The 25162-nt window shown below is 66.3% G+C and carries 24 protein-coding genes; 23 read left to right on the forward strand and 1 reads right to left on the reverse strand.

Annotated features, from left to right (window positions below; genetic code table 11):
* Positions 1–34: 34 nt before the first annotated feature.
* The 22 genes from ACNQQL_RS13210 to ACNQQL_RS13315 all read left to right on the forward strand — a co-directional run bounded on the left by ACNQQL_RS13210 (position 35) and on the right by ACNQQL_RS13315 (position 23701).
* Positions 35–478, forward strand: coding sequence for an HIT family protein (locus tag ACNQQL_RS13210; protein WP_034179010.1), 444 nt, complete (start codon positions 35–37; stop codon positions 476–478).
* Positions 475–888, forward strand: a complete 414-nt coding sequence (locus ACNQQL_RS13215) for a gamma-butyrobetaine hydroxylase-like domain-containing protein (protein ID WP_034179009.1) — start codon at positions 475–477, stop codon at positions 886–888. The genes ACNQQL_RS13210 and ACNQQL_RS13215 overlap by 4 nt, the downstream gene beginning before the upstream one ends.
* Positions 889–940: 52 nt before the next feature.
* Positions 941–1672: a bifunctional demethylmenaquinone methyltransferase/2-methoxy-6-polyprenyl-1,4-benzoquinol methylase UbiE gene (gene ubiE / locus ACNQQL_RS13220; RefSeq protein ID WP_072443509.1), complete on the forward strand. Its 732-nt coding sequence runs from the start codon at positions 941–943 to the stop codon at positions 1670–1672.
* Between the two features lie 41 nt (positions 1673–1713).
* Positions 1714–2754: a Tim44 domain-containing protein gene (locus tag ACNQQL_RS13225; protein ID WP_034179007.1), complete on the forward strand. Its 1041-nt coding sequence runs from the start codon at positions 1714–1716 to the stop codon at positions 2752–2754.
* 164 nt (positions 2755–2918) lie between these two features.
* Positions 2919–3545 carry a ubiquinone biosynthesis accessory factor UbiJ gene (locus ACNQQL_RS13230; RefSeq protein ID WP_072443507.1) on the forward strand — a complete coding sequence of 209 codons (627 nt, stop codon included), beginning with the start codon at positions 2919–2921 and terminating at the stop codon, positions 3543–3545.
* A 12-nt stretch (positions 3546–3557) separates the two neighbouring features.
* The gene (gene ubiB / locus ACNQQL_RS13235) at positions 3558–5135 is read left to right on the forward strand and encodes a ubiquinone biosynthesis regulatory protein kinase UbiB (protein WP_072443505.1); all 1578 of its coding nucleotides are present in this window, start codon (positions 3558–3560) and stop codon (positions 5133–5135) included.
* Positions 5136–5152: 17 nt separating this feature from the next.
* Positions 5153–5779 carry an SAM-dependent methyltransferase gene (locus ACNQQL_RS13240; RefSeq protein ID WP_347064351.1) on the forward strand — a complete coding sequence of 209 codons (627 nt, stop codon included), beginning with the start codon at positions 5153–5155 and terminating at the stop codon, positions 5777–5779.
* A 95-nt stretch (positions 5780–5874) separates the two neighbouring features.
* Complete coding sequence (locus ACNQQL_RS13245; protein ID WP_347064352.1) at positions 5875–6225, forward strand: FmdB family zinc ribbon protein; 351 nt, start codon at positions 5875–5877, stop codon at positions 6223–6225.
* Between the two features lie 61 nt (positions 6226–6286).
* Entirely contained in the window at positions 6287–6937 is a 651-nt protein-coding gene (locus ACNQQL_RS13250; protein ID WP_162631599.1) for a DUF502 domain-containing protein, read from the forward strand.
* Positions 6938–7004: 67 nt separating this feature from the next.
* On the forward strand, positions 7005–8807 hold the full coding sequence (gene aspS / locus ACNQQL_RS13255) for an aspartate--tRNA ligase (RefSeq protein ID WP_034179002.1): 1803 nt from the start codon (positions 7005–7007) through the stop codon (positions 8805–8807).
* A 160-nt stretch (positions 8808–8967) separates the two neighbouring features.
* Positions 8968–9462: a dihydroneopterin triphosphate diphosphatase gene (gene nudB, locus ACNQQL_RS13260; protein ID WP_347064353.1), complete on the forward strand. Its 495-nt coding sequence runs from the start codon at positions 8968–8970 to the stop codon at positions 9460–9462.
* Entirely contained in the window at positions 9459–10733 is a 1275-nt protein-coding gene (clsB, locus tag ACNQQL_RS13265; protein WP_347064354.1) for a cardiolipin synthase ClsB, read from the forward strand. The genes nudB and clsB overlap by 4 nt, the downstream gene beginning before the upstream one ends.
* Positions 10734–10932: 199 nt before the next feature.
* Entirely contained in the window at positions 10933–11532 is a 600-nt protein-coding gene (locus tag ACNQQL_RS13270) for a TetR/AcrR family transcriptional regulator (protein WP_034179000.1), read from the forward strand.
* A gap of 58 nt (positions 11533–11590) precedes the next feature.
* The gene (locus ACNQQL_RS13275; protein ID WP_204424483.1) at positions 11591–13378 is read left to right on the forward strand and encodes an acyl-CoA dehydrogenase C-terminal domain-containing protein; all 1788 of its coding nucleotides are present in this window, start codon (positions 11591–11593) and stop codon (positions 13376–13378) included.
* Between the two features lie 113 nt (positions 13379–13491).
* A complete protein-coding gene (locus tag ACNQQL_RS13280) occupies positions 13492–15927 on the forward strand; it encodes a 3-hydroxyacyl-CoA dehydrogenase/enoyl-CoA hydratase family protein (protein WP_347064355.1) in 2436 nt (811 codons plus the stop codon).
* A 31-nt stretch (positions 15928–15958) separates the two neighbouring features.
* Entirely contained in the window at positions 15959–17158 is a 1200-nt protein-coding gene (locus ACNQQL_RS13285) for an acetyl-CoA C-acyltransferase (protein ID WP_347064356.1), read from the forward strand.
* Positions 17159–17250: 92 nt separating this feature from the next.
* A complete protein-coding gene (locus tag ACNQQL_RS13290; protein ID WP_034178996.1) occupies positions 17251–18018 on the forward strand; it encodes an enoyl-CoA hydratase in 768 nt (255 codons plus the stop codon).
* Between the two features lie 561 nt (positions 18019–18579).
* Positions 18580–19470, forward strand: coding sequence for a ubiquinol oxidase subunit II (cyoA, locus tag ACNQQL_RS13295; RefSeq protein WP_347064357.1), 891 nt, complete (start codon positions 18580–18582; stop codon positions 19468–19470).
* Positions 19471–19473: 3 nt separating this feature from the next.
* Entirely contained in the window at positions 19474–21486 is a 2013-nt protein-coding gene (cyoB, locus tag ACNQQL_RS13300) for a cytochrome o ubiquinol oxidase subunit I (RefSeq protein ID WP_347064358.1), read from the forward strand.
* Positions 21486–22097, forward strand: coding sequence for a cytochrome o ubiquinol oxidase subunit III (cyoC, locus tag ACNQQL_RS13305; protein WP_347064359.1), 612 nt, complete (start codon positions 21486–21488; stop codon positions 22095–22097). Before cyoB ends, cyoC begins: the two co-directional genes overlap by 1 nt.
* Complete coding sequence (cyoD, locus tag ACNQQL_RS13310; protein ID WP_347064360.1) at positions 22098–22430, forward strand: cytochrome o ubiquinol oxidase subunit IV; 333 nt, start codon at positions 22098–22100, stop codon at positions 22428–22430.
* A 95-nt stretch (positions 22431–22525) separates the two neighbouring features.
* Positions 22526–23701 carry a fatty acid desaturase gene (locus ACNQQL_RS13315; RefSeq protein WP_347064361.1) on the forward strand — a complete coding sequence of 392 codons (1176 nt, stop codon included), beginning with the start codon at positions 22526–22528 and terminating at the stop codon, positions 23699–23701.
* Here the strand turns inward: ACNQQL_RS13315 and fdhD are convergent.
* Positions 23686–24540 (reverse strand): formate dehydrogenase accessory sulfurtransferase FdhD, encoded by an 855-nt coding sequence (gene fdhD / locus ACNQQL_RS13320; protein WP_347064362.1) that lies wholly within the window; start codon positions 24538–24540, stop codon positions 23686–23688. The two genes, ACNQQL_RS13315 and fdhD, sit on opposite strands and share 16 nt — an antisense overlap.
* A gap of 120 nt (positions 24541–24660) precedes the next feature.
* On the opposite strand from fdhD, the gene ACNQQL_RS13325 reads away from it, so the two are divergent.
* Positions 24661–25143, forward strand: a complete 483-nt coding sequence (locus ACNQQL_RS13325; RefSeq protein ID WP_347064363.1) for a nitrate reductase associated protein — start codon at positions 24661–24663, stop codon at positions 25141–25143.
* Positions 25144–25162: the final 19 nt, after the last annotated feature.

The following is a 25162-nucleotide window of genomic DNA, read 5'->3' on the forward strand; positions in this document are numbered from 1 at the left end:
CGATGCGCGGGCGCCCGCCCACATGGGAGCGACGATGGAATGCGTGTTTTGCCGTGAAGACGGCGGCGAGCTGCTCTGGCGGGACGATGCGCTGCGCGTCGTGCTGGCGACGGGCGAGCACGACTACCCGGGCTTCTGCCGGGTGATCTGGGGTGCGCACGTGGCCGAGTTTTCCGATCTCGGCGAGCCCGAGCGGGCACATCTGATGCGCGTGGTCTACGCGGTCGAGCGGGCCGTGCGCCGCGTGATGCAGCCGAACAAGGTGAATCTCGCGAGCCTCGGCAACATGGTGCCGCACGTGCACTGGCACGTGATCCCGCGCTTCTCGAACGACGCCCATTTCCCGCAGCCCGTGTGGGCGCCGCGCCAGCGCGGCGTGTCCGAGGCGCTGCTGCGCACGCGCGCCGCGCAGGCCTCGCTGCTGCACAATGCGGTGCGCGAGGAAATTCAACGAACGACCGATTCGAGGCAGCCATGAGCGGTTTGACTTCCACGACGCCGATTCCGTCCGGCGTCGTCGTGCACGCGGTATCGCGCGTGCTCGAATTGCAGTACCCGAACGGCGACAGCTACCGGATTCCGTTCGAGCTGATGCGCGTCTATTCGCCGTCGGCCGAGGTGCGCGGCCACGGGCCCGGCCAGGAGACGCTGCAGACGGGCAAGCGCGAGGTGACGATCACCGCGCTCGAAGGCGTCGGCAACTATGCGCTGCAGCCGACGTTCTCCGACGGCCATTCGACCGGCATCTACTCGTGGGACCTGCTGTACGAACTGGCGACGCAGCAGGACGCGCTGTGGCGGGACTATTTCGACAAACTGAAGGCGGCGGGCGCCGATCGCGACGCCCCGATGCAGGCGGCCGCGGCGCCGCACGGCCACTGCCACTGAAATCGACGGCGCCCGCTCGGCGCCGTCTTGCCATTTACTGAGGATCAACGCGATGAGCAAAACCCACTTCGGCTTCGAAAGCGTCGAGGAAAACGAAAAAGCGAAGAAAGTGGCGGGTGTGTTCCATTCGGTCGCGAGCAACTACGATCTGATGAACGACCTGATGTCGGCGGGCATGCACCGCGCGTGGAAGGCGTTCACGATCGCGCAGGCGAACGTGCGCCCCGGCTTCAAGGTGCTCGATATCGCGGCCGGCACCGGCGACCTGACCAAGTCGTTCGCGAAGGCGGCCGGGCCGACGGGCGAGGTCTGGCACACGGACATCAACGAATCGATGCTGCGCGTCGGCCGCGACCGGCTGCTCGACAAGGGCATCGTGACGCCGTCGCTGCTGTGCGACGCGGAGAAAACTCCCTTTCCGGACAACTACTTCGACGTCGTCACGGTCGCGTTCGGGCTGCGCAACATGACGCACAAGGACGCCGCGCTGGCGGAAATGCGCCGCGTGACAAAGCCCGGCGGCCGCGTGATGGTGCTGGAATTCTCGAAAGTCTGGGATCCGCTGAAAAAAGCGTACGATCTGTATTCTTTCAAAGTATTACCGTGGCTTGGCGACAAGTTCGCGAAAGATGCTGAAAGTTATCGGTATCTTGCTGAATCTATCCGGATGCACCCCGATCAGGACACGCTGAAGACGATGATGGAACAAGCGGGCCTCGATGCCGTCAAATATTACAATTTGTCAGGTGGCGTGGTAGCTTTACACATGGGAACCAAGTACTAAGGGGTTCTTTCCATACATTCGCCTTACATCTGGAGAAAGTGATGTCCGAATCGCGTTCGTTGTTCAACCGTAGCAAGCCGTCGAAGCCGTGGGCTCGACGGGTCGGCACGCTGCTGATGGTCGGCCTGCTCACGGCCGGCACGTTCGCGTCGCTCGACGCCGAAGCCAGGCGCATGGGGGGCGGGCGCAGCATCGGCCGCCAGAATTCCACCGTCACGCAGCGCCAGGCCACGCCGCCCGCGCAGCAGCCGATGCAGCAGGCCGCGCCGTCGCAGGCGCAGCGTGCCAACCCGGCCGCACCCGCGCCGGCCGCGCAGCCTAACCGCTCGCGCTGGCTCGGGCCGATCGCCGGCCTCGCGGCCGGTCTCGGCATCGCGGCGCTGCTGTCGCACTTCGGTCTCGGCGAAGCGTTTGCCGGCATGATGTCGAACATCATCGTGATCGCGCTGCTCGCGATGATCGGCATCTGGCTGGTGCGCAAGTTCATGAACCGCCGTCGCTCGCAGGAGCCGGCGTATTCGGTCGGCGGTTCGGCATCGTCGTCGGGCGGCTACTCGCAAAGCCCGTCGTTCCAGCAGGGCAATACCGGCAGCAACCAGGCGGGCAGCGGCAGCAGCTACGCGAACGAAGCGCAAGGCGTGTTCGGCGGCGGTGCCGCGGCTGCCGGCGCGGCAGCGGGTGCGATGGCCTCGGCCGCACCGCTCCAGGTGCCGGCCGGCTTCGACACCGAAGCGTTCCTGCGCAGCGCGAAGGTCTATTTCGTGCGCCTGCAGGCTGCGTGGGACCAGGGCAACCTGGCCGACATCCGCGAGTTCACGACGCCCGAAATGTTCGCCGAGATCAAGATCGACCTCGATTCGCGCGGCAACGAGTCGAACCAGACCGACGTCGTGCAGCTCGACGCGGAACTGGTCGCGATCGAGGATCGCGGCATTGAGCAGTCGGCGAGCGTGCGCTTCCACGGCCTGATCCGCGAATCGGCGAATGCGTCGGCCGCGCCGTTCGACGAAGTGTGGAACCTGTCGAAGTCGGGCAGTCAGGGCTGGCTGCTCGCGGGCATCCAGCAGCTCAACACGCACTGAGCGTGACCGGCGGCCCGCGCCGCCGGATGCCCGGGCGAGCGCCGCCGCACTGCGACCGCTTGCCGCCCGGGTGTACGGTCGGGCACGGTCTGCCGACGATCCGACGTTACAATAGAAACCCGCGTGGGCGCCCGGCCTGCGCGGGTTTTTTCTTTCCCAGCCCGATGACCTTTGCCGCCAAGCCTTTTGCTGCTGCTGTCAATCACCTGCTCGCGCGCGAATCGTGGGCGCGCGACCGCCTGATTCCGTATGCGGGCAAGACTGCCCGGATCGACGTGCCCCCCGTCACGCTCACGCTGCTGGTGCAGCCCGACGGCTACCTGTCGGCTGTCGACGCGCACGATGCGCAACAGGTCGACGTGTCGATCGCACTCGCGGGCGACACGGTCGCCGCGTTCCTGCAGGGCGGCCAGGCGGCGGTGATGAAGCACGTGAAGATCGACGGCGATGCGGAGTTCGCGACGCAGATCGCGAAGCTGGCCGAGCATCTGCGCTGGGAACCGGAAGAAGATCTCGCGAAGCTGGTCGGCGACGCGGCGGCACACCGGATCGCGACGGTCGTGCGCGATGCCGGCGCGCGCGCGCGACGTACCGGCCGCAACGTGCTCGATTCCGTCGCCGAGTACTGGCTCGACGAGAATCCGCAAGTCGTCCGGCGCACGGCGCTCGGCGGCTTCGACGCCGAACTGGCGCGCGCACGCGATGCGCTCGCGCGGGTCGAAAAGCGGGTCGAGCGACTCGAACAAAAAATCGGCGCGCGCACGGGTTCAGGCCCGCGCGGCGCGCACTGAGGGCCGCAGGGCATGCGCATTTTCCGTTTCATCAAGATTGTCTACACCGTCATCCGCTTTGGCCTCGACGAAGTGATGCTGTCCCGGATCGACGACCGGCGCGTGAAGCTGCTGCTGCGGATCACGACGATCGGCCGCCGCTACTCCGATCCGCCCGCCGTGCGGCTGCGTCACGCGCTCGAAAGCCTCGGCCCGATCTTCGTGAAGTTCGGCCAGGTGCTGTCGACGCGCCGCGACCTGCTGTCGGTCGATTTCGCGAACGAACTCGCGAAGCTGCAGGACCAGGTGCCGCCGTTCGATTCGGCGGTCGCGATCGCGATCATCGAGAAGTCGCTCGGTGCGCCGGTCGACGAGCTGTTCGACGAATTCGAGCGCGAGCCGATCGCGAGCGCGTCGATCGCGCAGGTGCATTTCGCGAAACTCAAGCAGGGCTTGCACGCAGGCAAGGCCGTCGCCGTGAAGGTGCTGCGTCCGAACATGCTGTCCGTGATCGATTCGGATCTCGCGCTGATGCGCGACATCGCCATCTGGACCGAGCGCATGTGGGCCGATGGCCGGCGCCTGAAGCCGCGCGAGGTCGTCGCCGAATTCGACAAGTACCTGCACGACGAGCTCGACCTGATGCGCGAGGCCGCGAACGGCAGCCAGTTGCGCCGCAATTTCGCGGGCCTCGACCTGCTACTCGTGCCCGAGATGTTCTGGGATTTCTCGACGTCGCAGGTGCTCGTGATGGAGCGCATGACCGGCGTGCCGATCAGCCAGGTCGAGACGCTGCGATCGGCCGGCGTCGACATCAAGAAGCTCGCGCGCGAAGGCGTCGAGATCTTCTTCACGCAGGTGTTCCGCGACGGCTTCTTCCATGCGGACATGCACCCCGGCAACATCCAGGTGAGCCTCGACCCGAACACGTTCGGCCGCTACATCGCGCTCGATTTCGGGATCGTCGGCGCGCTGTCCGATTTCGACAAGAATTACCTCGCGCAGAACTTCCTCGCGTTCTTCAAGCGCGACTATCACCGCGTCGCGACGCTCCACCTCGAATCGGGCTGGGTGCCGCCCGAGACGCGCGTCGAGGAACTCGAAAGCGCGATTCGCGCGGTGTGCGAGCCGTATTTCGACCGTGCGCTGAAGGACATCTCGCTCGGCCAGGTGCTGATGCGCCTGTTCTCGACGTCGCGCCGCTTCAACGTCGAGATCCAGCCGCAGCTCGTGCTGCTGCAGAAGACCATGCTGAACGTCGAAGGGCTCGGCCGCTCGCTCGACCCCGAACTCGACCTGTGGAAGACCGCGAAGCCTTACCTCGAGCGCTGGATGACCGAGCAGATCGGCCTGCGCGGCTGGTACGAGCGCTTCAAGGTCGAGGCGCCGCAGTGGAGCAAGACGCTGCCGCAACTGCCGCGCCTGATCCATCACGCGATGGCGGCGCGCCATGACGCGCCGCGCGCCGCGAGCGAGGACCTGATGCGCCAGGTCCTCGTCGAGCAGAAGCGTACCAACCGGCTGCTGCAGGCGCTGCTGATCTTCGGCCTCGCCGTCGGCGTCGGGGCGCTCGTCGCGCGCGTGCTGCTCGCGCTCGCGTACGGCGCATGACCGAAAGGAGCAGGGCGATGTCCGATCCGAAGCAACCGGCCGCACCGGCGGCCGCCGATTTCGCGACGCGCGACCCGGGCAACGCGTCGTTCTGGGACGAGCGTTTCGAGCGCGGCGTGACGCCGTGGGAATTCGGCGGCGTTCCGGACGGCTTTCGCGTGTTCGCGCACCGGCTCGAGCCGTGCGCGGTGCTGATTCCCGGCTGCGGCAGTGCGCAGGAGGCCGGGTGGCTCGCGCAGGCCGGCTGGCCCGTGCGTGCGATCGATTTCGCCGCGCAGGCGGTGGCTGCCGCGAAGGCGCGGCTCGGCGCGCATGCGGACGTCGTCGAGCAGGCCGATTTCTTCACGTACCGGCCGCCGTTCGACGTGCAGTGGGTGTACGAGCGCGCGTTCCTGTGCGCGCTGCCGCCGAGCCTGCGCGCCGACTATGCGGCACGCATGGCCGGGCTGCTGCCGGCAGGCGGATTGCTGGCCGGCTATTTCTTCCTGACGGCGAAACCGAAAGGGCCGCCGTTCGGGATCGAGCGTGCCGAACTCGACGCGCTGCTCGCGCCGCACTTCGAACTGATCGAGGATTTGCCCGTGACCGATTCGCTGCCGGTGTTCGAAGGGCACGAGCGCTGGCTCACGTGGCGCCGCCGCTGATGCCCGGGCGTCACGGCCGTTGCCGGAGCGCGCCGAGGTTTCGGCTATAATTCAAGGTTTTGCAAGCCGTTTCCAGTTTCCGCGGGAAAAATATCATGCCGATCTACGCCTATCGATGCGAAGCGTGTGGTTTCGCGAAGGACGTGCTCCAGAAGATGAGCGACGCGCCGCTGTCGCAGTGCCCGGAATGCGGGAAGGATGCGTTTCGCAAGCAGGTCACTGCCGCGGGCTTCCAGCTGAAGGGTTCGGGTTGGTATGTCACCGATTTCCGCGGCGGCTCCGGCGGCGCCAGCGCACCGGCGACGGCGTCGGGCGACGTGGCGCCGGCATCCGCTGCGGCGGCCACGCCCGCAGCGGATGCGCCGGCTGCATCGAGCAGTTCCGAAAGCACGACGACGAGTGCCGCGCCGGCCCCGGCCGCAGCGCCCGCCGCCGCCAGCAGTTGACCGTCGCGGCCCGGCCGGGCCGCGACCACCCCGCGCCGCCGGCGCGGTTCATTGACGGCAGATGATGAAAAAGACGACCCTGAAATCGGTGTTTCTGACCGGCCTGCTGGTTCTCGTCCCGCTCGCGATCACGCTGTGGGTGCTCGGTCTCATCATCGGCACGATGGACCAGACGCTGCTCCTGCTGCCCGAATCGTGGCAGCCCGAGCGGCTGCTCGGCTTCCACCTGCCGGGGATCGGCGCGGTGCTGACGCTCGCGTTCATCTTCGTCGTCGGGCTGGCCACGCGGAATTTCATCGGCCAGAAGCTCGTCACCTGGTGGAATGCGGTCGTGCGCCACATCCCGGTCGTCGGGCCGATCTACACGAGCGTCAAGCAGGTATCGGACACGCTGCTGTCGAGCAGCGGCAACGCGTTCCGCAAGGCGCTGCTGATCGAATACCCGCGCCGCGGCTCGTATACGATCGCGTTTCTGACCGGCACGCCCGGCGGCGACGTGCTCAATCATCTGACGGAAGAATACGTGAGCGTGTACATCCCGACGACGCCGAACCCGACGTCGGGTTTCTTCCTGATGCTGCCGAAGAGCGAAGTCATCGAACTCGACATGTCGGTCGATGCCGCGCTGAAGTACATCGTCTCGATGGGCGTCGTGGCGCCCCTGGCGCCGGCTCCGGCGCCCGCCCGCCGCCCCGTCGAGCCGCCGCTGTAAGTAAAGAATCATCGCCCGGGCCGCGCGTTGCGGCGCCCGTTGATCAAACCGAACGAAAGCAAACATCATGTCGATGCGTACTGAATACTGCGGTCTCGTGACCGAACACCTGCTGGGCCAAACCGTGTCGCTGTGCGGCTGGGTGCAGCGCCGCCGCGATCACGGCGGTGTGATCTTCATCGACCTGCGCGATCGTGAAGGCCTCGTGCAGGTGGTGTGCGACCCGGATCGCGCGGAGATGTTCGCGACCGCCGAAGGCGTGCGCAACGAGTTCTGCGTACAGATCAAGGGCCTCGTGCGCAACCGTCCGGACGGCACGGTCAACGCCGGCCTGAAGAGCGGCAAGATCGAAGTGCTGTGCCACGAACTGAACGTGCTGAACGCGTCGGTCACGCCGCCGTTCCAGCTCGACGACGACAACCTGTCGGAAACGACGCGTCTCACGCACCGCGTGCTCGACCTGCGCCGTCCGCAGATGCAGCACAACCTGCGCCTGCGCTACCGCGTCGCGATCGAGGCGCGCAAGTACCTCGACGAGCAGGGCTTCATCGACATCGAAACGCCGATGCTGACGAAGAGCACGCCGGAAGGCGCGCGCGACTACCTCGTGCCGTCGCGCGTGAACGCGGGCCAGTTCTTCGCGCTGCCGCAGTCGCCGCAGCTGTTCAAGCAGCTGCTGATGGTCGCGAACTTCGACCGTTACTACCAGATCACCAAGTGCTTCCGCGACGAAGATCTCCGTGCCGACCGTCAGCCGGAATTCACGCAGATCGACTGCGAGACGTCGTTCCTCGGCGAGCAGGAAATCCGTGACCTGTTCGAAGACATGATCCGTCACATCTTCAAGACGACGATCGACGTCGAGCTCGACGCGACCTTCCCGGTGATGCCGTACTCGGAAGCGATGGCGCGTTTCGGTTCGGACAAGCCGGACCTGCGCGTGCAGCTCGAATTCACCGAGCTGACCGACGCGATGAAGGACGTCGACTTCAAGGTGTTCAGCACGCCGGCCAACGCGAAGGACGGCCGGGTCGCGGCGCTGCGCGTGCCGAAGGGCGGCGAGCTGTCGCGCGGCGACATCGACGGCTACACGGAATTCGTGCGCATCTACGGCGCAAAGGGCCTCGCATGGATCAAGGTCAACGAGAAGGCGAAGGGCCGCGACGGCCTGCAGAGCCCGATCGTCAAGAACCTGCACGACGCGTCGATCGCGGCGATCCTCGAGCGCACCGGCGCTGAAGACGGCGACATCATCTTCTTCGCGGCCGACCGCGCGAAGGTCGTCAACGACAGCCTCGGCGCGCTGCGCCTGAAGATCGGCCATTCGGAATTCGGCAAGGCGAACGGCCTCGTCCAGGCCGGCTGGAAGCCGCTGTGGGTCGTCGATTTCCCGATGTTCGAATACGACGACGAAGATGCGCGCTACGTCGCTGCGCACCACCCGTTCACGAGCCCGAAGGACGAGCACCTCGAGTACCTCGAGACCGACCCGGGCCGCTGCCTCGCGAAGGCATACGACATGGTGCTGAACGGCTGGGAAATCGGCGGCGGCTCGGTGCGTATCCACCGCGAGGAAGTGCAGAGCAAGGTGTTCCGCGCGCTGAAGATCGGCGCGGAAGAGGCTCAGCTGAAGTTCGGCTTCCTGCTGGACGCGCTGCAGTACGGCGCGCCGCCGCACGGCGGTATCGCATTCGGCCTCGACCGCATCGTCACGATGATGGCCGGCGCCGACTCGATCCGTGACGTGATCGCGTTCCCGAAGACGCAGCGTGCGCAGGATCTGCTCACGCAGGCACCGAGCCCGGTCGACGAGCGTCAGCTGCGCGAACTGCACATCCGTCTGCGTCAGCCGGAACAGCCGAAGGCTTAACACTCCTTCGCACCCGGTCGTGTGTGCGGCGACGCGCACACGACGCACATGAAAAAGGCGCCGCGATGCGCCTTTTTCATTTTTTGCGGTACAGTCGCAGCACTTGCCGCACGTTCGGAGCACATGCCCGGCGCGCGGCCCCGTGCCGCATGAAACCAAGATGACGAAGCCGCCGAAAATCCCCGAATCCGTTCTCGTCGTGATCTACACGCCCGACCTCGATGTGCTGGTGATCAAGCGTGCCGACCAGCCCGATTTCTGGCAATCGGTGACCGGATCGAAGGACGCGCTCGACGAGCCGCTCGCGGTCACGGCCGCGCGCGAAGTGGCCGAGGAAACCGGCATCTCGGTCGGCACGCCGGACGTGCCGGCCACCGCGCTGGTCGACTGGCGCCACCGGATCGAATACACGATCTATCCGCAATACCTGCACCGCTATGCACCGGGCGTCACGCGCAACACCGAGCACTGGTTCGGCCTGTGCGTGCCGCGTCGCGTCGACGTGACGCTGTCGCCGCGCGAGCATGTGGATCACGCATGGCTGCCGTTCCGCGAGGCGGCCGCGCGCTGCTTCTCGCCGTCGAACGCGGAGGCGATCCTGCAATTGCCCGCGCGCGTCGCACTCGCGCGCACGCCGCACGGCTCGTCCGCATGACTGCGGAGGCTCGCAAGCGCTTCGCGCAATTGCGGCAGATGTTCCTGCAGGAACGCGGCTCCGCGTCGCGGCTCGCGTTCACGGCGGGCAACACGGTGCGGCTGTGCGAGGGCGGCGGCGAATTCTTCCGGGCACTGATCGAGCGGATCGATGCCGCGCGCGAGCAGGTGATGCTCGAAACCTATATCTTCTGCGACGATGCGGCCGGCCGGCCAGTATCGGATGCGCTGATCCGCGCGGCGCAGCGCGGCGTGCGCGTGCGCGTGATCACCGACGGCGTCGGCACCGCGCGCCTGCCGCTGTTCGACACGTGGGCAGAGGCCGGCGTCGAGCACTGCATCTACAACCGTTTCCTGTTCGGCCGCTTCGGCTTCTCGCGCACGCACCGCAAGCTCGCGGTGATCGATCACGCGGCCGCGTTCTGCGGCGGCATCAACATCGTCGATGACTACGCGCAAAACGGCACGACGCTGCCGTTTCCGCGCTGGGATTTCGCGGTCGAGATGGCGGGGTCGGCCGTGTCCGACGTGCGCGCGGCGTTCGAACTGCAGTGGCACCGGATCCAGTTCGGCCACAAGCCGTATGCACAGTACGCGGCCGGGCTGCATGGCGGCGAAGCGTTCCCCGACATGTTCCGGCGCTGGATACGCAGCCACCGGTGGATCAAGGCCGGCGCGCTGCGGGTCGTGACGGAGCCGAGCGTCGCGTTCGTCGCGCGCGACAACGTCGTGAACCGCCGCGCGATCGAGAAGGCCTATCTCGCGGCGATCGGCCAGGCGCGCCAGCGGATCCTGGTCGCGAATCCGTATTTCATGCCCGGCCGCAAGCTGCGCCGTGCGCTGACGGGCGCCGCGCGACGCGGCGTCGACGTGCGGATCCTGATCGGCCGCAAGGAGTTCGCGGCGCTCGATACGGCCGTGCCGTTCCTCTATCACACGCTGCTGCGCGCGGGCGTGCGCGTCGCCGAATACGACAAGACGATGCTGCACGGCAAGGTGGCCGTGATCGACGACAGCTGGGCGACGGTCGGCTCGTCGAATCTGGACGCGTTGAGCCTGATGCTGAACAATGAGGCGAACGTCGTGCTGGTGCGCTACGATTCGGTCACGAACGAACTGCGCGACGCGATCGCGGCCGCATTCGCCGATGGCCGGGAGATCGACGCTGCGCGATTCGCCGCGCGCCCGCGCATCGAGCGTATGCTGAACTGGCTCGCCTATACCGTGTATCGCGTCGTGATGAAGGCGCTGACGGTCGGCAGTTACGACTGACGCGGACTAAGCATTCGCTTCAAAAATCTGTCCGCACGTTCGTGCGGAAAAGCCGCTCCGGTCCCGCCGGAATCGCGCAAAATAGCGGCTCGGTTAGACACCGGTTTCTAATAATTTCCTTGTTTCGCGAGCGGCCGCACTCAATAATAGTACGGCCGTTCGATTTTATTCGAACCCCCGAACGGTTACAGAAATAGCTATGCGAAAAGGCGAACAGACGCGTGCCGCGATACTTGAAGCTGCTTTGGACCTCGCCAGTCGTGACGGGCTGGAGGGGCTGACGATCGGCCTGCTGGCCGAGCGCATGCAGATGAGCAAGAGTGGCGTGTTCGCGCACTTCGGATCGCGCGAGGACCTGCAGGTCGAGGTCGTCCGCGAGTATCACCATCGTTTCGAAAACGAGGTGTTCTTTCCGAGCCTGCGCGAAGCGCGCGGCCTGCCGCGTCTGCGGGCGATGCTGGCGCGCTGGATCGAGAAGCGCATCCAGGAGGTGACGACCGGGTGCATCTACATCAGCGGCGCAGTGGAGTACGACGACCGGCCGGACAGCCCCGTGCGCGAGCAGTTGATCGCGAGCGTGACGGCCTGGCGTGCCGCGTTGCTGCGCGCCATTTCGCAGGCGATGGAAGAGGGGCACCTGCGCACGGATACCGATCCGGACCTGATGCTCTTCGAGTTGTACAGCTTCACGCTCGGCCTGCACCACGACGCACGTTTCCTGCATTCGCCGGATGCCGTGCGCCTCACGTGGGCCGCGCTGGAAAAGACGATTGTTTCGTATCAGAGCGAGAGCCGTTAGCGGCGCGTGATCCGCCCGCCAGGAGCTCGAGCCGTTTTGCCCACCTTTGGAGAGAGTCATGGGACAGTACGCCGCGCCGCTGCGCGACATGCAATTCGTGTTGCACGAGCTTCTGAACGTCGAAGCCGAAGTCAAGCAAATGCCCAAGCATGCGGACCTCGACGCCGACACGATCAACCAGGTCCTCGAGGAGGCGGGCAAGTTCTGCTCCGAGGTACTGTTCCCGCTGAACCAGGTCGGCGACCGCGAAGGCTGCACGTATGAAGGCGACGGCGTCGTGAAGACCCCGACCGGCTTCAAGGAAGCCTACCGGCAATACGTCGAGGCCGGCTGGCCGGCACTCGGCTGCGATCCGGACTACGGCGGCCAGGGCCTGCCCGCGTTCGTGAACAACGCGCTCTACGAAATGCTGAACTCGGCGAACCAGGCATGGACGATGTATCCGGGCCTGTCGCACGGCGCGTACGAATGCCTGCACGCGCACGGCGCGCCGGAACTGCAGAAGGCCTACCTGCCGAAGCTCGTGACGGGCGAATGGACCGGCACGATGTGCCTGACCGAGCCGCACTGCGGCACCGACCTCGGCATCCTGCGCACCAAGGCCGAACCGAACGGCGACGGCTCGTACTCGATCAGCGGCACGAAGATCTTCATCTCGAGCGGCGAGCACGACATGTCGAAGAACATCGTCCACCTCGTGCTCGCGCGCCTGCCGGACGCGCCGCAAGGCACGAAGGGAATCTCGCTGTTCATCGTGCCGAAGTTCATCCCCGACGCAGCGGGCGAGCCGGGCGAGCGCAACGGCATCAAGTGCGGCTCGATCGAGCACAAGATGGGCATCCACGGCAACTCGACGTGCGTGATGAACCTCGACGGCGCGAAGGGCTGGATGGTCGGCGAGCCGAACAAGGGCCTGAACGCGATGTTCGTGATGATGAACGCCGCGCGTCTCGGCGTCGGCATGCAGGGCCTCGGCCTCACGGAAGTCGCGTACCAGAATTCGCTCACGTATGCGAAGGAGCGCCTGCAGATGCGCTCGCTGACGGGCCCGAAGGCGCCGGACAAGCCGGCCGACCCGATCATCGTGCACCCGGACGTGCGCCGCATGCTGCTCACGCAGAAGGCGTACGCGGAAGGCGCGCGCGCGTTCACGTACTGGTCCGCGCTGCAGATCGACAAGGAACTGTCGCACGCCGACGAAGCGGTGCGCAAGGAAGCGGCCGACCTCGTCGCGCTGCTCACGCCGATCATCAAGGCGTTCCTGACCGACAACGCGTTCGAGTGCACGAACCACGCGATGCAGATCTACGGCGGCCACGGCTTCATCTCCGAGTGGGGCATGGAGCAGTACGTGCGCGACGCACGGATCAACATGATCTACGAAGGCACGAACTCGATCCAGTCGCTCGACCTGCTGGGCCGCAAGGTGCTGGGCGACATGGGCGCGAAGCTGAAGAAGTTCGGCAAGCTCGTCACGGAATTCGCGGAAGCCGAAGGCGTGAAGCCGGAGATGGCCGAGTTCATCAACCCGCTCGCCGACATCGGCGACAAGGTGCAGAAGCTGACGATGGAAATCGGCATGAAGGCGATGCAGAACCCCGACGAAGTCGGCGCCGCCGCCGTGCCGTACCTGCGCACCGTCGGCCATCTGGTGTTCTCGTACTTCTGGGCGCGGATGGCGCGTCTCGCACTCGACAACGAAGCGTCGGGCGATCCGTTCTACAAGTCGAAGCTCGCGACGGCCCGCTTCTACTTCGCGCGCCTGCTGCCCGAAACGGCATCCACGATCCGCGCCGCGCGCGCCGGCTCGAAGACGCTGATGGAAGTCGACGAATCGCTGTTCTGACGCGAGTCCGGGCGGTGCGCGATGCGTGCCGCCCGAACGCAACGGTTCCTGGTACTCACTTCTCCGTGCAGCCCTCACATCCCGCGCTGCACGACACTATCCGGAGACATCCCGTGAGCAATTTCCTGATTCGCAAGGTCGCCGTGCTGGGCGCCGGCGTGATGGGCGCGCAGATCGCCGCGCACCTCATCAACGCGCGCGTGCCGGTGCTGCTGTTCGACCTGCCGGCCAAGGAAGGCCCGAAAAACGCGATCGCGCTGAAGGCGATCGAGAACCTGAAGAAGCTGTCGCCCGCGCCGTTCGGCGTGAAGGACGACGCGAAGTACCTCGAAGCGGCGAACTACGAAGACGACGTCGCGAAGCTGGCCGAATGCGACGTCGTGATCGAGGCGATCGCCGAGCGGATGGACTGGAAGCACGACTTGTACAAGAAGGTCGCGCCGCACCTCGCGCCGAACGCGATCTTCGCGACCAACACGTCGGGCCTGTCGATCACGAAACTGTCCGAAGGTTTCTCGGACGAGCTGAAGGCGCGCTTCTGCGGCGTGCACTTCTTCAACCCGCCGCGCTACATGCACCTCGTCGAGCTGATCCCGACCGCGCATACGCGCCCGGAGATCCTCGACCAGCTCGAGACGTTCCTGACGAGCATCGTCGGCAAGGGCGTCGTGCGCGCGAAGGACACGCCGAACTTCATCGCGAACCGCGTCGGCATCTTCTCGATCCTCGCGGTGATCACCGAGGCCGCGAAGTTCGGCCTGCGCTTCGATGAAGTCGACGACCTGACGGGCAGCCGCCTCGGCCGCGCGAAGTCGGCAACGTTCCGCACCGCGGACGTGGTTGGCCTCGACACGATGGCGCACGTGATCAAGACGATGCAGGACAACCTCGCCGACGATCCGTTCTTCCCGGTCTACCAGACGCCTGCCGTGCTCGCCGAACTGGTGAAGCAGGGCGCGCTCGGCCAGAAGACGGGCGCCGGTTTCTACAAGAAGGAAGGCAAGGCGATCAAGGTGCTCGACGCGAAGACGGGCGCCTACGTCGATTCCGGCGCGAAGGCCGACGAAACCGTCGGTCGGATCCTGAAGCGTCCGCCGGCCGAGCGCCTGAAGCTGCTGCGCGAGACGGACCATCCGCATGCGCAGTTCCTTTGGTCGATCTTCCGCGACGTGTTCCACTACATCGGCGTGCATCTCGAGTCGATCGCCGACAACGCGCGCGACGTCGACCTCGCGATCCGCTGGGGCTTCGGCTGGAACGAAGGTCCGTTCGAAGGCTGGCAGGCCGCCGGCTGGAAGCAGGTCGCCGAGTGGGTGCAGGAAGACATCGCGGCCGGCAAGGCGCTCGCGAACGTGCCGCTGCCGACGTGGGTGCTCGAAGGCCCGGTCGCCGAGCAGGGCGGCGTGCACACGGCCGAAGGCTCGTGGGCGCCGGCAGCGCAGCGCTTCGTGCCGCGTTCGGACCTCGCGGTCTACGGCAAGCAGGTGTTCCGCGCGCCGCTGCTCGGCGAAACCGGTGCCGATCCGAAGTCGTACGGCAAGACGCTGTTCGAAACCGACGCGGTGCGCGCCTGGGTCGACGACCGTGCGGGCGAGGACGACGTCGTGATCGTGTCGTTCAAGTCGAAGATGAACACGATCGGACCGAGCGTGATCGACGGCCTCGTGCAGGCGATCGAGCTCGCGGAGAAGGACTACAAGGGCGTGGTGATCTGGCAGCCGACGTCGCTGAAGCTCGGCACGCCGGGCGGCCCGTTCTCGGCCGGCGCGAACCTCGAAGAGGCGATGCCCGCGTTCATGATGGGCGGCGCGAAGGGCATCGAGCCGTTCGTGAAGAAGTTCCAGGAAGGCATGCTGCGCGTGAAGTACGCGAACGTGCCGGTCGTTGCAGCCGTGTCGGGCATCGCGCTCGGCGGCGGGTGCGAGCTGATGCTGCACAGCGCGAAGCGCGTCGCGCACGTCGAGAGCTACATCGGTCTCGTCGAAGTGGGCGTCGGCCTGGTGCCGGCGGGCGGCGGCCTGAAGGAAGCGGCGCTGCGCGCGGCGGATGCCGCCACGGCCGCGAACGCGACCACCGACATCCTGAAGTTCGTCACGAAGTCGTTCGAAAACGCGGCGATGGCGAAGGTGTCGGCATCGGCGCACGATGCGCGAGCGATGGGCTACCTGAAGCCGTCCGACACGATCATCTTCAACGTGTTCGAACTGCTCGACACCGCGAAGAAGGAAGCGCGCGCACTGGCCGAAACCGGCTACCGCGCACCGCTGCGGGCGAAGGACGTGCCGGTCGCGGGCCGCTCGGCGATCGCGACGATCAAGGCATCGCTCGTCAACATGCGTGACGGCCGCTTCATCAGCGACCACGATTACCTGATCGCGAGCCGCATCGCCGAAGCCGTGTGCGGCGGCGACGTCGAAGCCGGCAGCCTCGTCGACGAGCAGTGGCTGCTCGCGCTCGAGCGCCGCGCGTTCGTCGAGCTGCTCGGCACGCAGAAGACGCAGGAACGGATCATGGGCATGTTGCAGACCGGCAAGCCGGTGCGTAACTGAGCGAGCGGACAGAGCGGACAAGGAGTCTGAAATGAGCAAACAATTGCAAGACGCATACATCGTCGCCGCCAGCCGCACGCCGATCGGCAAGGCCCCGCGCGGTGTATTCAAGAACACGCGCCCGGACGAGCTGCTGGTCCACGCGATCAGGTCGGCGGTCGCGCAGGTGCCCGGCTTCGACACGAAGCTGATCGAGGACGCGATCATCGGCTGCGCGATTCCGGAAGCCGAGCAGGGCCTGAACGTCGCGCGGATGGGCGCGCTGCTCGCGGGCCTGCCGCAGACGGTCGGCGGCGTGACGGTCAACCGCTTCTGCGCGTCGGGCATCACGGCACTCGCGATGGCGGCCGACCGCATCCGCGTCGGCGAGTCGGACGCGCTGCTCGCGGGTGGCTGCGAATCGATGAGCATGGTGCCGATGATGGGCAACAAGCCGTCGATGTCGCCGCACATCTTCGATCGCAACGAAGACTTCGGCATCGCGTACGGGATGGGCTTGACGGCCGAGCGTGTCGCCGACCAGTGGAAGGTAAGCCGCGAAGACCAGGACGCGTTCTCGGTCGAGTCGCACCGCAAGGCGCTCGCCGCGCAGCAGGCCGGCGAGTTCAACGACGAGATCGCCGCATACACGCTCACCGAGCGTTTCCCGAACCTCGCGACCGGCGAAGTCGACGTGAAGACGCGCGAGATCGCACTCGACGAAGGTCCGCGCGCGGACACGTCGCTCGAAGGCCTCGCGAAGCTGCGCACGGTGTTCGCGAACAAAGGGTCGGTGACGGCCGGCAACAGCTCGCAGACGTCGGACGGCGCGGGCGCGCTGCTCGTCGTGTCGGAGAGGGTGCTCAAGGAGTTCAACCTGACGCCGCTCGCGCGCTTCGTGAGCTTCGCGGTGCGCGGCGTGCCGCCGGAAATCATGGGCATCGGTCCGAAGGAAGCGATTCCGGCCGCGCTGAAGGCCGCGGGCCTGAAGCAGGACGATCTCGACTGGATCGAGCTGAACGAGGCGTTCGCCGCGCAATCGCTGGCGGTGATCCGCGATCTCGGCCTCGACCCGTCGAAGGTCAACCCGCTGGGCGGCGCGATCGCACTCGGCCACCCGCTCGGCGCGACCGGCGCGATCCGCGCGGCGACCGTCGTGCACGGCCTGCGCCGCCGCAACCTGAAGTACGGGATGGTCACGATGTGCGTCGGCACCGGCATGGGTGCCGCGGGCATCATCGAACGCCTGTAAGCGGGACGCGACGAAAAGCGACGACGGTGCGCGGGCCACGAGCTCGCGCACCGTTTTTTCATTCCGATAGAGGAAAGTCAAAGGAGACGGTTGTGGCCGAAATTCAAGTGGAACGCGCCGACGGCGTGATGACGATCACGATCGCGCGCCCGGCGAAGAAGAACGCGCTGACGGCGGCGATGTACCAGACGATGGCCGACGCACTCGCCGAAGCACAGGAAGACAAGGCTGTCCGCGTGATCCTGCTGCGTGGCGGCGACGGCAATTTCAGCTCGGGGAACGATCTCGAGGATTTCCTGAAGGCGCCGCCGAAGGACGAGAACGCGCCGGTGTTCCAGTTTCTCGCGCGGATCAGCGGTGCACCGAAGCCGATCGTGGCCGCGGTGCCGGGCATCGCGGTCGGCGTCGGCGTGACGATGCTGCTGCACTGCGATCTCGTGTACGCAGCCGATACCGCGACGTTCTCGCTGCCGTTCGCGCAGCTCGGGCTGTGCCCGGAAGCCGCATCGAGCGTGCTGCTGCCGCGCCTGGCCGGCCATCAGGTCGCCGCCGAGAAGCTGCTGCTCGGCGAGGCGTTCGATGCGCTGGAGGCGCACCGGATCGGCATCGTCAACCGCGTGCTGCCGGCCGCCGAACTCGACGCGTTCGCGGCGAAGCAGGCGGCGAAGCTCGCGGCGCTGCCGGCGTCGTCGCTGCGCGTGACGAAGGCACTGCTGAAGGATACGGGCGGCGTGGCGACCGCCGCGCGGATGGCCGAAGAGGCGGGCCATTTCTCCGCGATGCTGCGCGCACCCGAAGCGCGCGAGGCGATGACCGCGTTCTTCGAGAAGCGCAAGCCGGATTTCCGTCAGTTCGACTGACACCGGGCACACGTGCTTTGCCGCCTCGGATTCCTTCGCCGTCCGAGGCGGCAACGCCAGCCTCCGCGAGCCGCCGACCGCGCGGCTTTCGTTCGGTCTTCACCGTCGATGCGTCAATCGACGCGTCGGTTCGAACCTGCGCCGCTGCGCGTTCGCGCGGCGTTCCGCGTTCCCCTGCGCCGTTCTGCGGTTGCGCTGCGCTCGCAACGCGCGTCGGTGTCGACGATGGCGTGGCGTGATGCCGCGGCCGGCGTCTCTCGTGTCGCGGTGCGGCGCCGTCATGTTTCCCGTTTCGCCATTGCCGCCCGCTATCCGCGGTGCTTGAGCGGCGGCCCCCTATCCGTTGTGCCATAGGCCATCGCCGGCAATCGTGCGCGGGTGCCGGCGTCCCGACTCGCCCCGCTCGGGGCGGTTCCGGCTCACCTCGGCAAAGCTTGTCCGCCGTCAAGTTGCACTGCGGCAATTTTCCGTACAGTTCGCGCACAGGTCGCCGCGGCCGGACGCGTCGCGCGATGACGGCATACGGCCGGCTCTACTCAACGACAATCAGGCGAACGAACAATGATCGGACGAATCACCGGCGGAGCGCGTGCGGCGCCCGTCATCGGGCTGCTGGCGGCACTCGCCGGATGCAGCGACCTTCACGTGCTCGATCCGAAGGGCGCGGTGGGCGTCGCCGAGAAATCGCTGATTGCGACGGCGACGTGGGCGATGCTGATCGTCGTCGTGCCGGTGATCCTGCTGACGCTTTACTTCGCGTGGCGCTACCGCGCGTCGAACCGCAACGCAACCTACGCGCCGAACTGGTCGCACTCGACCGCGATCGAAGCCGTGATCTGGACGGTGCCGACGCTGATCATCCTGTTCCTCGGCATCCTCACGTGGCGGACGACGCACGAGCTCGACCCGTACAAGCCGCTCGAATCGTCGGTCAAGCCGATCGACGTCGAGGTTGTCGCGCTCGACTGGAAGTGGCTGTTCATCTATCCGGAGCTTGGCATCGCGTCGGTCAATCAGCTCGCGATTCCGGTGGGCACGCCGGTGAATTTCCGCATCACGTCGGACTCGGTGATGAACTCGTTCTTCATCCCGCAGCTCGGCAGCCAGGTCTATGCGATGGCCGGCATGCAGACGCGCCTGCACCTGATCGCCGACGAGGCGGGCAGCTACACGGGCGTGTCCGCCAACTACAGCGGCCGCGGCTTCTCCGACATGAAGTTCCGCACGCTCGCCGAGCCGCGCGAGCAGTTCGACGCGTGGGTGCGCAAGGTGAAGGCGTCGCCGGAGCGACTCGACGCGACCGTGTACGGCACCGTCGCGCAGCCGAGCGAGAAGGCGCCCGTGCGCTACTTCTCGTCGGTGGATCCGAAGCTGTTTCACAACATCATCGCGAAATACAACAACGGCCACGTCCTCGACCCGAAGGACGCCGCCTGCACGACGAAGGGGTAACGCATGTTCGGCAAACTCACACTATCGGCGATCCCGTTCGATCAGCCCATCATCATGGGGGCGAGCGCCTTCATGGGGCTCGTCGTGCTGGGCCTCGTCGCCGCGCTGACGGTCACCGGCCGATGGAAATGGCTGTGGAGCGAATGGCTGACGTCCGTCGATCACAAGAAGATCGGCGTGATGTACCTGGTCGTCGCGGTGCTGATGCTGCTGCGCGGCTTCGCGGACGCCGTGATGATGCGCGTGCAGCTCGCGCTCGCGTACAACGGCCCCGGCTACCTGCCGCCGCATCATTACGACCAGGTCTTCACCGCGCACGGCGTGATCATGATCTTCTTCATGGCGATGGCGCTGCTGGTCGCGTTCTTCAACCTGATCGTGCCGCTGCAGATCGGCGCGCGCGACGTCGCGTTCCCGTTCCTGAACTCGCTGAGCGTCTGGATGACGGCGATGGCCGCGATCCTGATGAACATCTCGCTCGTGATCGGCGAATTCGCGCAGACGGGCTGGCTCGCGTATCCGCCGCTGTCGGAGCTGCAGTTCAGCCCGGGCGTCGGCGTCGACTACTACCTGTGGGCGCTGCAGATCTCGGGCGTCGGCACGCTGATCACGGCGATCAACTTTTTCGTGACGATCGTCAAGATGCGCGCGCCGGGCATGACGCTGATGAAGATGCCGGTGTTCACGTGGACTGCTCTGTGCTCGAACGTGCTGATCATGGCCACGTTCCCGATCCTGACGGTCGCGCTCGCGCTGCTGGGTCTCGACCGCTACCTCGACATGCACTTCTTCACGAACGATGCCGGCGGCAACGCGATGCTGTACCTGAACCTGATCTGGGCATGGGGGCATCCGGAGGTGTACATCCTCGTGCTGCCCGCGTTCGGCATCTATTCGGAAGTCATCGCCACGTTCGCGAAGAAGCCGCTGTTCGGCTACAGGACGATGGTCTATGCATCGTGCGTGATCATGGTGCTCGCGTTCCTCGTGTGGCTGCACCACTTCTTCACGATGGGCTCGGGTGCGAACGTGAACGCGTTTTTCGGCATCATGACGATGGTCATCGCGATTCCGACCGGCGTGAAGATCTTCAACTGGCTGTTTACGATGTACCGCGGACGCATCGAATTCACGGCGCCCGTGCTGTGGACGATCGGTTTCATGGTCACGTTCACGCTCGGCGGCATGACCGGCGTGATGATGGCGATTCCCGGCGCGGACTTCGTGCTGCACAACAGCCTGTTCCTGATCGCGCACTTCCACAACGCGATCATCGGCGGCGTCGTGTTCGGCTACTTCGCGGGCGTGCATTACTGGTTCCCGAAGGTGTTCGGTTTCCGGCTCGACGAGAAGTTCGGCAAGCGCGCGTTCTGGTGCTGGTTCCTCGGCTTCTACGCGTCGTTCGTGCCGCTGTACGTGCTCGGCTTCATGGGCATGACGCGTCGCCTGAATCACTACGACAACCCGGCCTGGCATCCGTGGCTGGTTGCCGCCGCGCTCGGCGTCGCACTGATCGCGATCGGCGTGCTATGTCAGGTCGCATCGGTGTGGGTCGGCTGGCGCAATCGCAACCAGCCGCAGTATCGCGATGCGACGGGCGATCCGTGGAACGGCCGCACGCTCGAATGGGCGACGAGTTCGCCGCCCGCCGTCTACAACTTCGCGGTGATCCCGACCGTTCATGAACTCGACGAGTTCGCGTATCGCAAGGCGAAGGGCCTCGGGCTCGGCCTCGGTAAGAACGTCAGGTACCAGGACATCCACATGCCGTCGAACACGAGTGCGGGTTTCTTCGTCGGCCTCTTCAGCCTGATGCTCGGCTTCGCACTCGTCTGGCACATCTGGTGGCTCGCGATCGCCGCGCTCGTCGGCATCGTCGCGACGGTGGTGCTGTACAGCGCACAGGACAACGACGGCTATTACATTCCGGCGGATACCGTCCGCACGATCGAGGAACGACGCGCGGGCGTGCGGATCGGCACGTCTGCGCCGCAAGCCGAACTGGAGGCGAACTGATGTCGTATCAATCTCTCGCGGGCGCCGGCCATCAACCTGCGGCGCACCACCATCCGCCGTCGCATTCCGTGTTCGGCTTCTGGCTGTACCTGATGACCGACTGCGTGATCTTCGCGTCGCTGTTTGCGACGTTCGCGGTGCTCGGCCGCCAGTTTGCGGGCGGGCCGACCGCGAAGGACCTGTTCGATATCCCGGGTGTCGCACTCGAGACCGCCGCGCTGCTGCTGTCCAGCATCACGTACGGTTTCGCGATGCTCGGCGCGCAGCGCCGCCGACGCGGCACCGTGTTCGTCTGGCTTGCGGTGACGTTCGTGCTCGGCGCTGCGTTTCTCGCGATGGAACTGCGCGAGTTCTCGCACCTGATCGCGCAAGGCGCAGGCCCGCAGCGCAGCGCATTCCTGTCGGCGTTCTTCGCGCTGGTCGGCACGCACGGATTGCACGTGGCTGTGGGCCTGTTGTGGATGGTCGTGCTCGTGGTGCAGATCGCTCGTGGCCCCGGCATGACGGAACGCGATTTCCGGCGCCTCACCTGCCTGAGCCTCTTCTGGCACTTCCTCGACATCGTCTGGATCTGCGTGTTCTCCTTCGTCTATCTCGCGAGCGTGATCTAAATGGCTCATTCGGAACTCATCCACCACGATGAAGCGCACGGCACGGCCGGCGGCTACATCGTCGGTTTCGTGCTGTCGGTGCTGCTGACGGCCGCGTCGTTCGGCCTCGTGACGGGCGGCGTGCTGGCGCCGAGGGCGGCGCTCATCGCGCTCGCGGTGCTCGCGTTCGTGCAGATTCTCGTGCACCTCGTGTGCTTCCTGCACATGAACACGTCGTCCAGCCAGCGCTGGAACGTGATGGCGTTCAGCTACACGGTGCTCACCGCGCTGATCCTGATCTTCGGGACGCTGTGGGTGATGCACAACGTCGGCATGAACATGATGTCGCGTTGACCGGCCCGGGCCGTGGTTCGGCCCGCCCTTCCGCGCCGTGCCCGCCGCACGGCTTTTTTCCTTTCGGGCGTGCGGTTCGCGCGCCTTTGCGCATCATGATCAACAACGATTCCCAGACACCGGTTCGTGCCGACGAGCCGATCCCGCATCGCAAGGTCATCCGCGCGTGGCTCGTGCCGTTCGCCACGCGCGAGATCGTGCGCCCGATCGCGCTGCTCGTGCTCGACTACCTGCTGCTGTTCGCGGCGTTCGCCGGCGCGCTGCTGATTCCGTCGATCATCGGCAAGATCGTCTGCGGGATGGCCGCCGGCTTCATCACCGGGCGGCTCTTCATCATCGGGCATGACGCGTGTCACCAGAGCCTGACGCCCGATCGCCGGCTGAACCGCTGGCTCGGCCGCATCGCATTCCTGCCGTCGCTGACGCCATACAGCCTGTGGGAAGTCGGACACAACGTCGTGCACCACGGCTATACGAACCTGAAGGGCTTCGACTTCGTGTGGGCGCCCAATACCCCGGCGGAATACGCCGCGCTGTCGCCGGCGCGCCGCTTGCTGGATCGCGTCTACCGAAGCGGCTGGGCACCGGGGCTTTACTATCTCGTCGAGATCTGGTGGTTGCGGATGTATTTCCCGACCAGGACCTATATCGGTACGTCGCGGCCCGTGTTCCGGCGCGACTGCCTGCTGGTGACGGGCTTCGCGGCCGTGTGGATCGCCGCCGTCGTCTGGGTGGCGATCGCGACAGGGCAGCCCATCGCGCTGCTGCTCGCAACCGCCGTGCTCGTGCCGTTCCTGTTCTGGTGCTCGATGATCGGCTTCGTCGTGTATGTCCACCACACCGATCCGCGCATCGCGTGGCATGCGAACCGCGCGGAATGGTCGAATGCCGCGCCGTTCGTGTCGACCACGCTGCACCTGACGTTCCCGTTCGGTATCGGCGGCCTGCTGCACCACATCATGGAGCACACGGCGCATCACGTCGACATGAGCGTGCCGCTGTACCGGCTCAAGCCCGCGCAGGCGAAACTGGAGGACATGCTGCCCGGGCGGATCGTCGTGCAGCGCTTCAGCTGGCGCTGGTATTTCGACACGGCGCGCCGCTGCAAGCTCTATGACACCGACCGCAAGCTCTGGACGGACTACCTCGGAAACCGGACGAGCGACGCGGCATGCGAGGCGCTCCCGCCGGCCGCCGCGGACGAACTGCCGGGCGCGGTTCCCGAACCGGCGGGCAAGGTGCCCGCCGCGAGCGCTCACGCGGTGCCGTAATCCACGTGGCCGGTTTCGCGGCAGAAGCTGACGAGCCGCAAACCGGCCGCCTTTGCGATCTCGATCGCGAGCGACGACGGCGCGGAGATGGTTGCGACCATCGGGATGCCGACCCGTGCGGCCTTGCGCACGAGCTCGTAGCTCGCGCGGCTCGACAGGAACACGAAGCCGTCGGTCGCGTCGGCGCGCGACAGCACGAGCGAGCCGATCAGCTTGTCCAGCGCGTTGTGGCGGCCGACGTCCTCGAACGCGATCCGGATCGCGCCCGTTGCGTCGCACCATGCGGCCGCATGCAGGCCGCCCGTGAGCTGCGTGAGCGCCTGGTGGGCCGGCAGCGCATGCGCCGCGCGCGCCAGCGCGTCGGGCGCGAGGCGCGCGAGAAAGCCCGTGTCGGGCACGCGTTCGGGCGCGAGGTCGAGCAGGTCGATGCTTTCGATTCCGCATACGCCGCAGCCGGTGCGCCCAGCGAGCGCGCGGCGCCGGTCCTTCAGCGCGGCGAACGCCTGCTGGACGACTTCCAGATGGACTTCCGCGTGCGGCAACGGCGCGTCGGCGTGCAGGATCACCTCGATGTCCTTGATGTCGCTGCCGCGCGCGACGATCCCTTCCGAGATTGCGAAGCCGACCGCGAACGCTTCGAGGTCGCACGGCGTGCACATCATCACCGCGTGCGAGATGCCGTTGAAGACGAGTGCGACGGGCCATTCCTGGCCCACGTAGTCGTGCGCGGTTTCGACGGCGCCGCCGCGCGTGCGGCGCACGGACAGTTCGATCGCGCCGCGCGGTTCGTCGCGCAGTTCATCGCGCAGTTCGTCGGATTCGATCGGATTCACGAGCACTCCCGTTGATTCGAGGCGCGGCCGGCGGACCAGCAATCGTGTCCGCCGCCCGCGCGCAGAGGTTCTAAAATACCCCAGGCAGGCCGGCCGCGCCGGCAACCGTCACGTCAGGTAACGACCATGGGACTCAGCGACGCTCCGTTGCTATTCAACTTCGAACACGATTCGTCGGAAAATTTCACGTACATCCCGATGATCGTGCGTTTCAACCTCGACCGCTTCGGTTTGCGGATTTCGCTCGAGCAGTGGCAGTTGCTGCCGCTCGAGGACCGCAAGCTGCTCGCGCGCTTTCCGGCTGACGACGACACCGCGATCGAGCCCAACTTCGATCATGCGCTGTTCGAGATGCTGCGCACGCACGCCGATCTGGAACCGTCGTGGTTCCAGCCGGACGAGCAGCCGGCCTGGCGCGCCACCGACTCGGTGCCGGAGTCGCTCGTGCAGCAGAGCGCGCTGGCCGGGCTGTCGGCGCCGGCGCTTGCGCAGTGGCAGCGGCTCGCGCCGTTCCAGCGCTACGTGCTGGTGAAGCTGTCGCGCAAACCGAAGCTGAATCACGATTTCCTGCCCGCGATGCGGGAGTTCGGGCTGACGGCCACGCACTGACTCGCTGCGTGCCGCACCG

The sequence above is a fragment of the Burkholderia sp. LFS061 genome, assembly GCF_047978125.1.
Taxonomy (GTDB): domain Bacteria; phylum Pseudomonadota; class Gammaproteobacteria; order Burkholderiales; family Burkholderiaceae; genus Burkholderia; species Burkholderia pyrrocinia_C.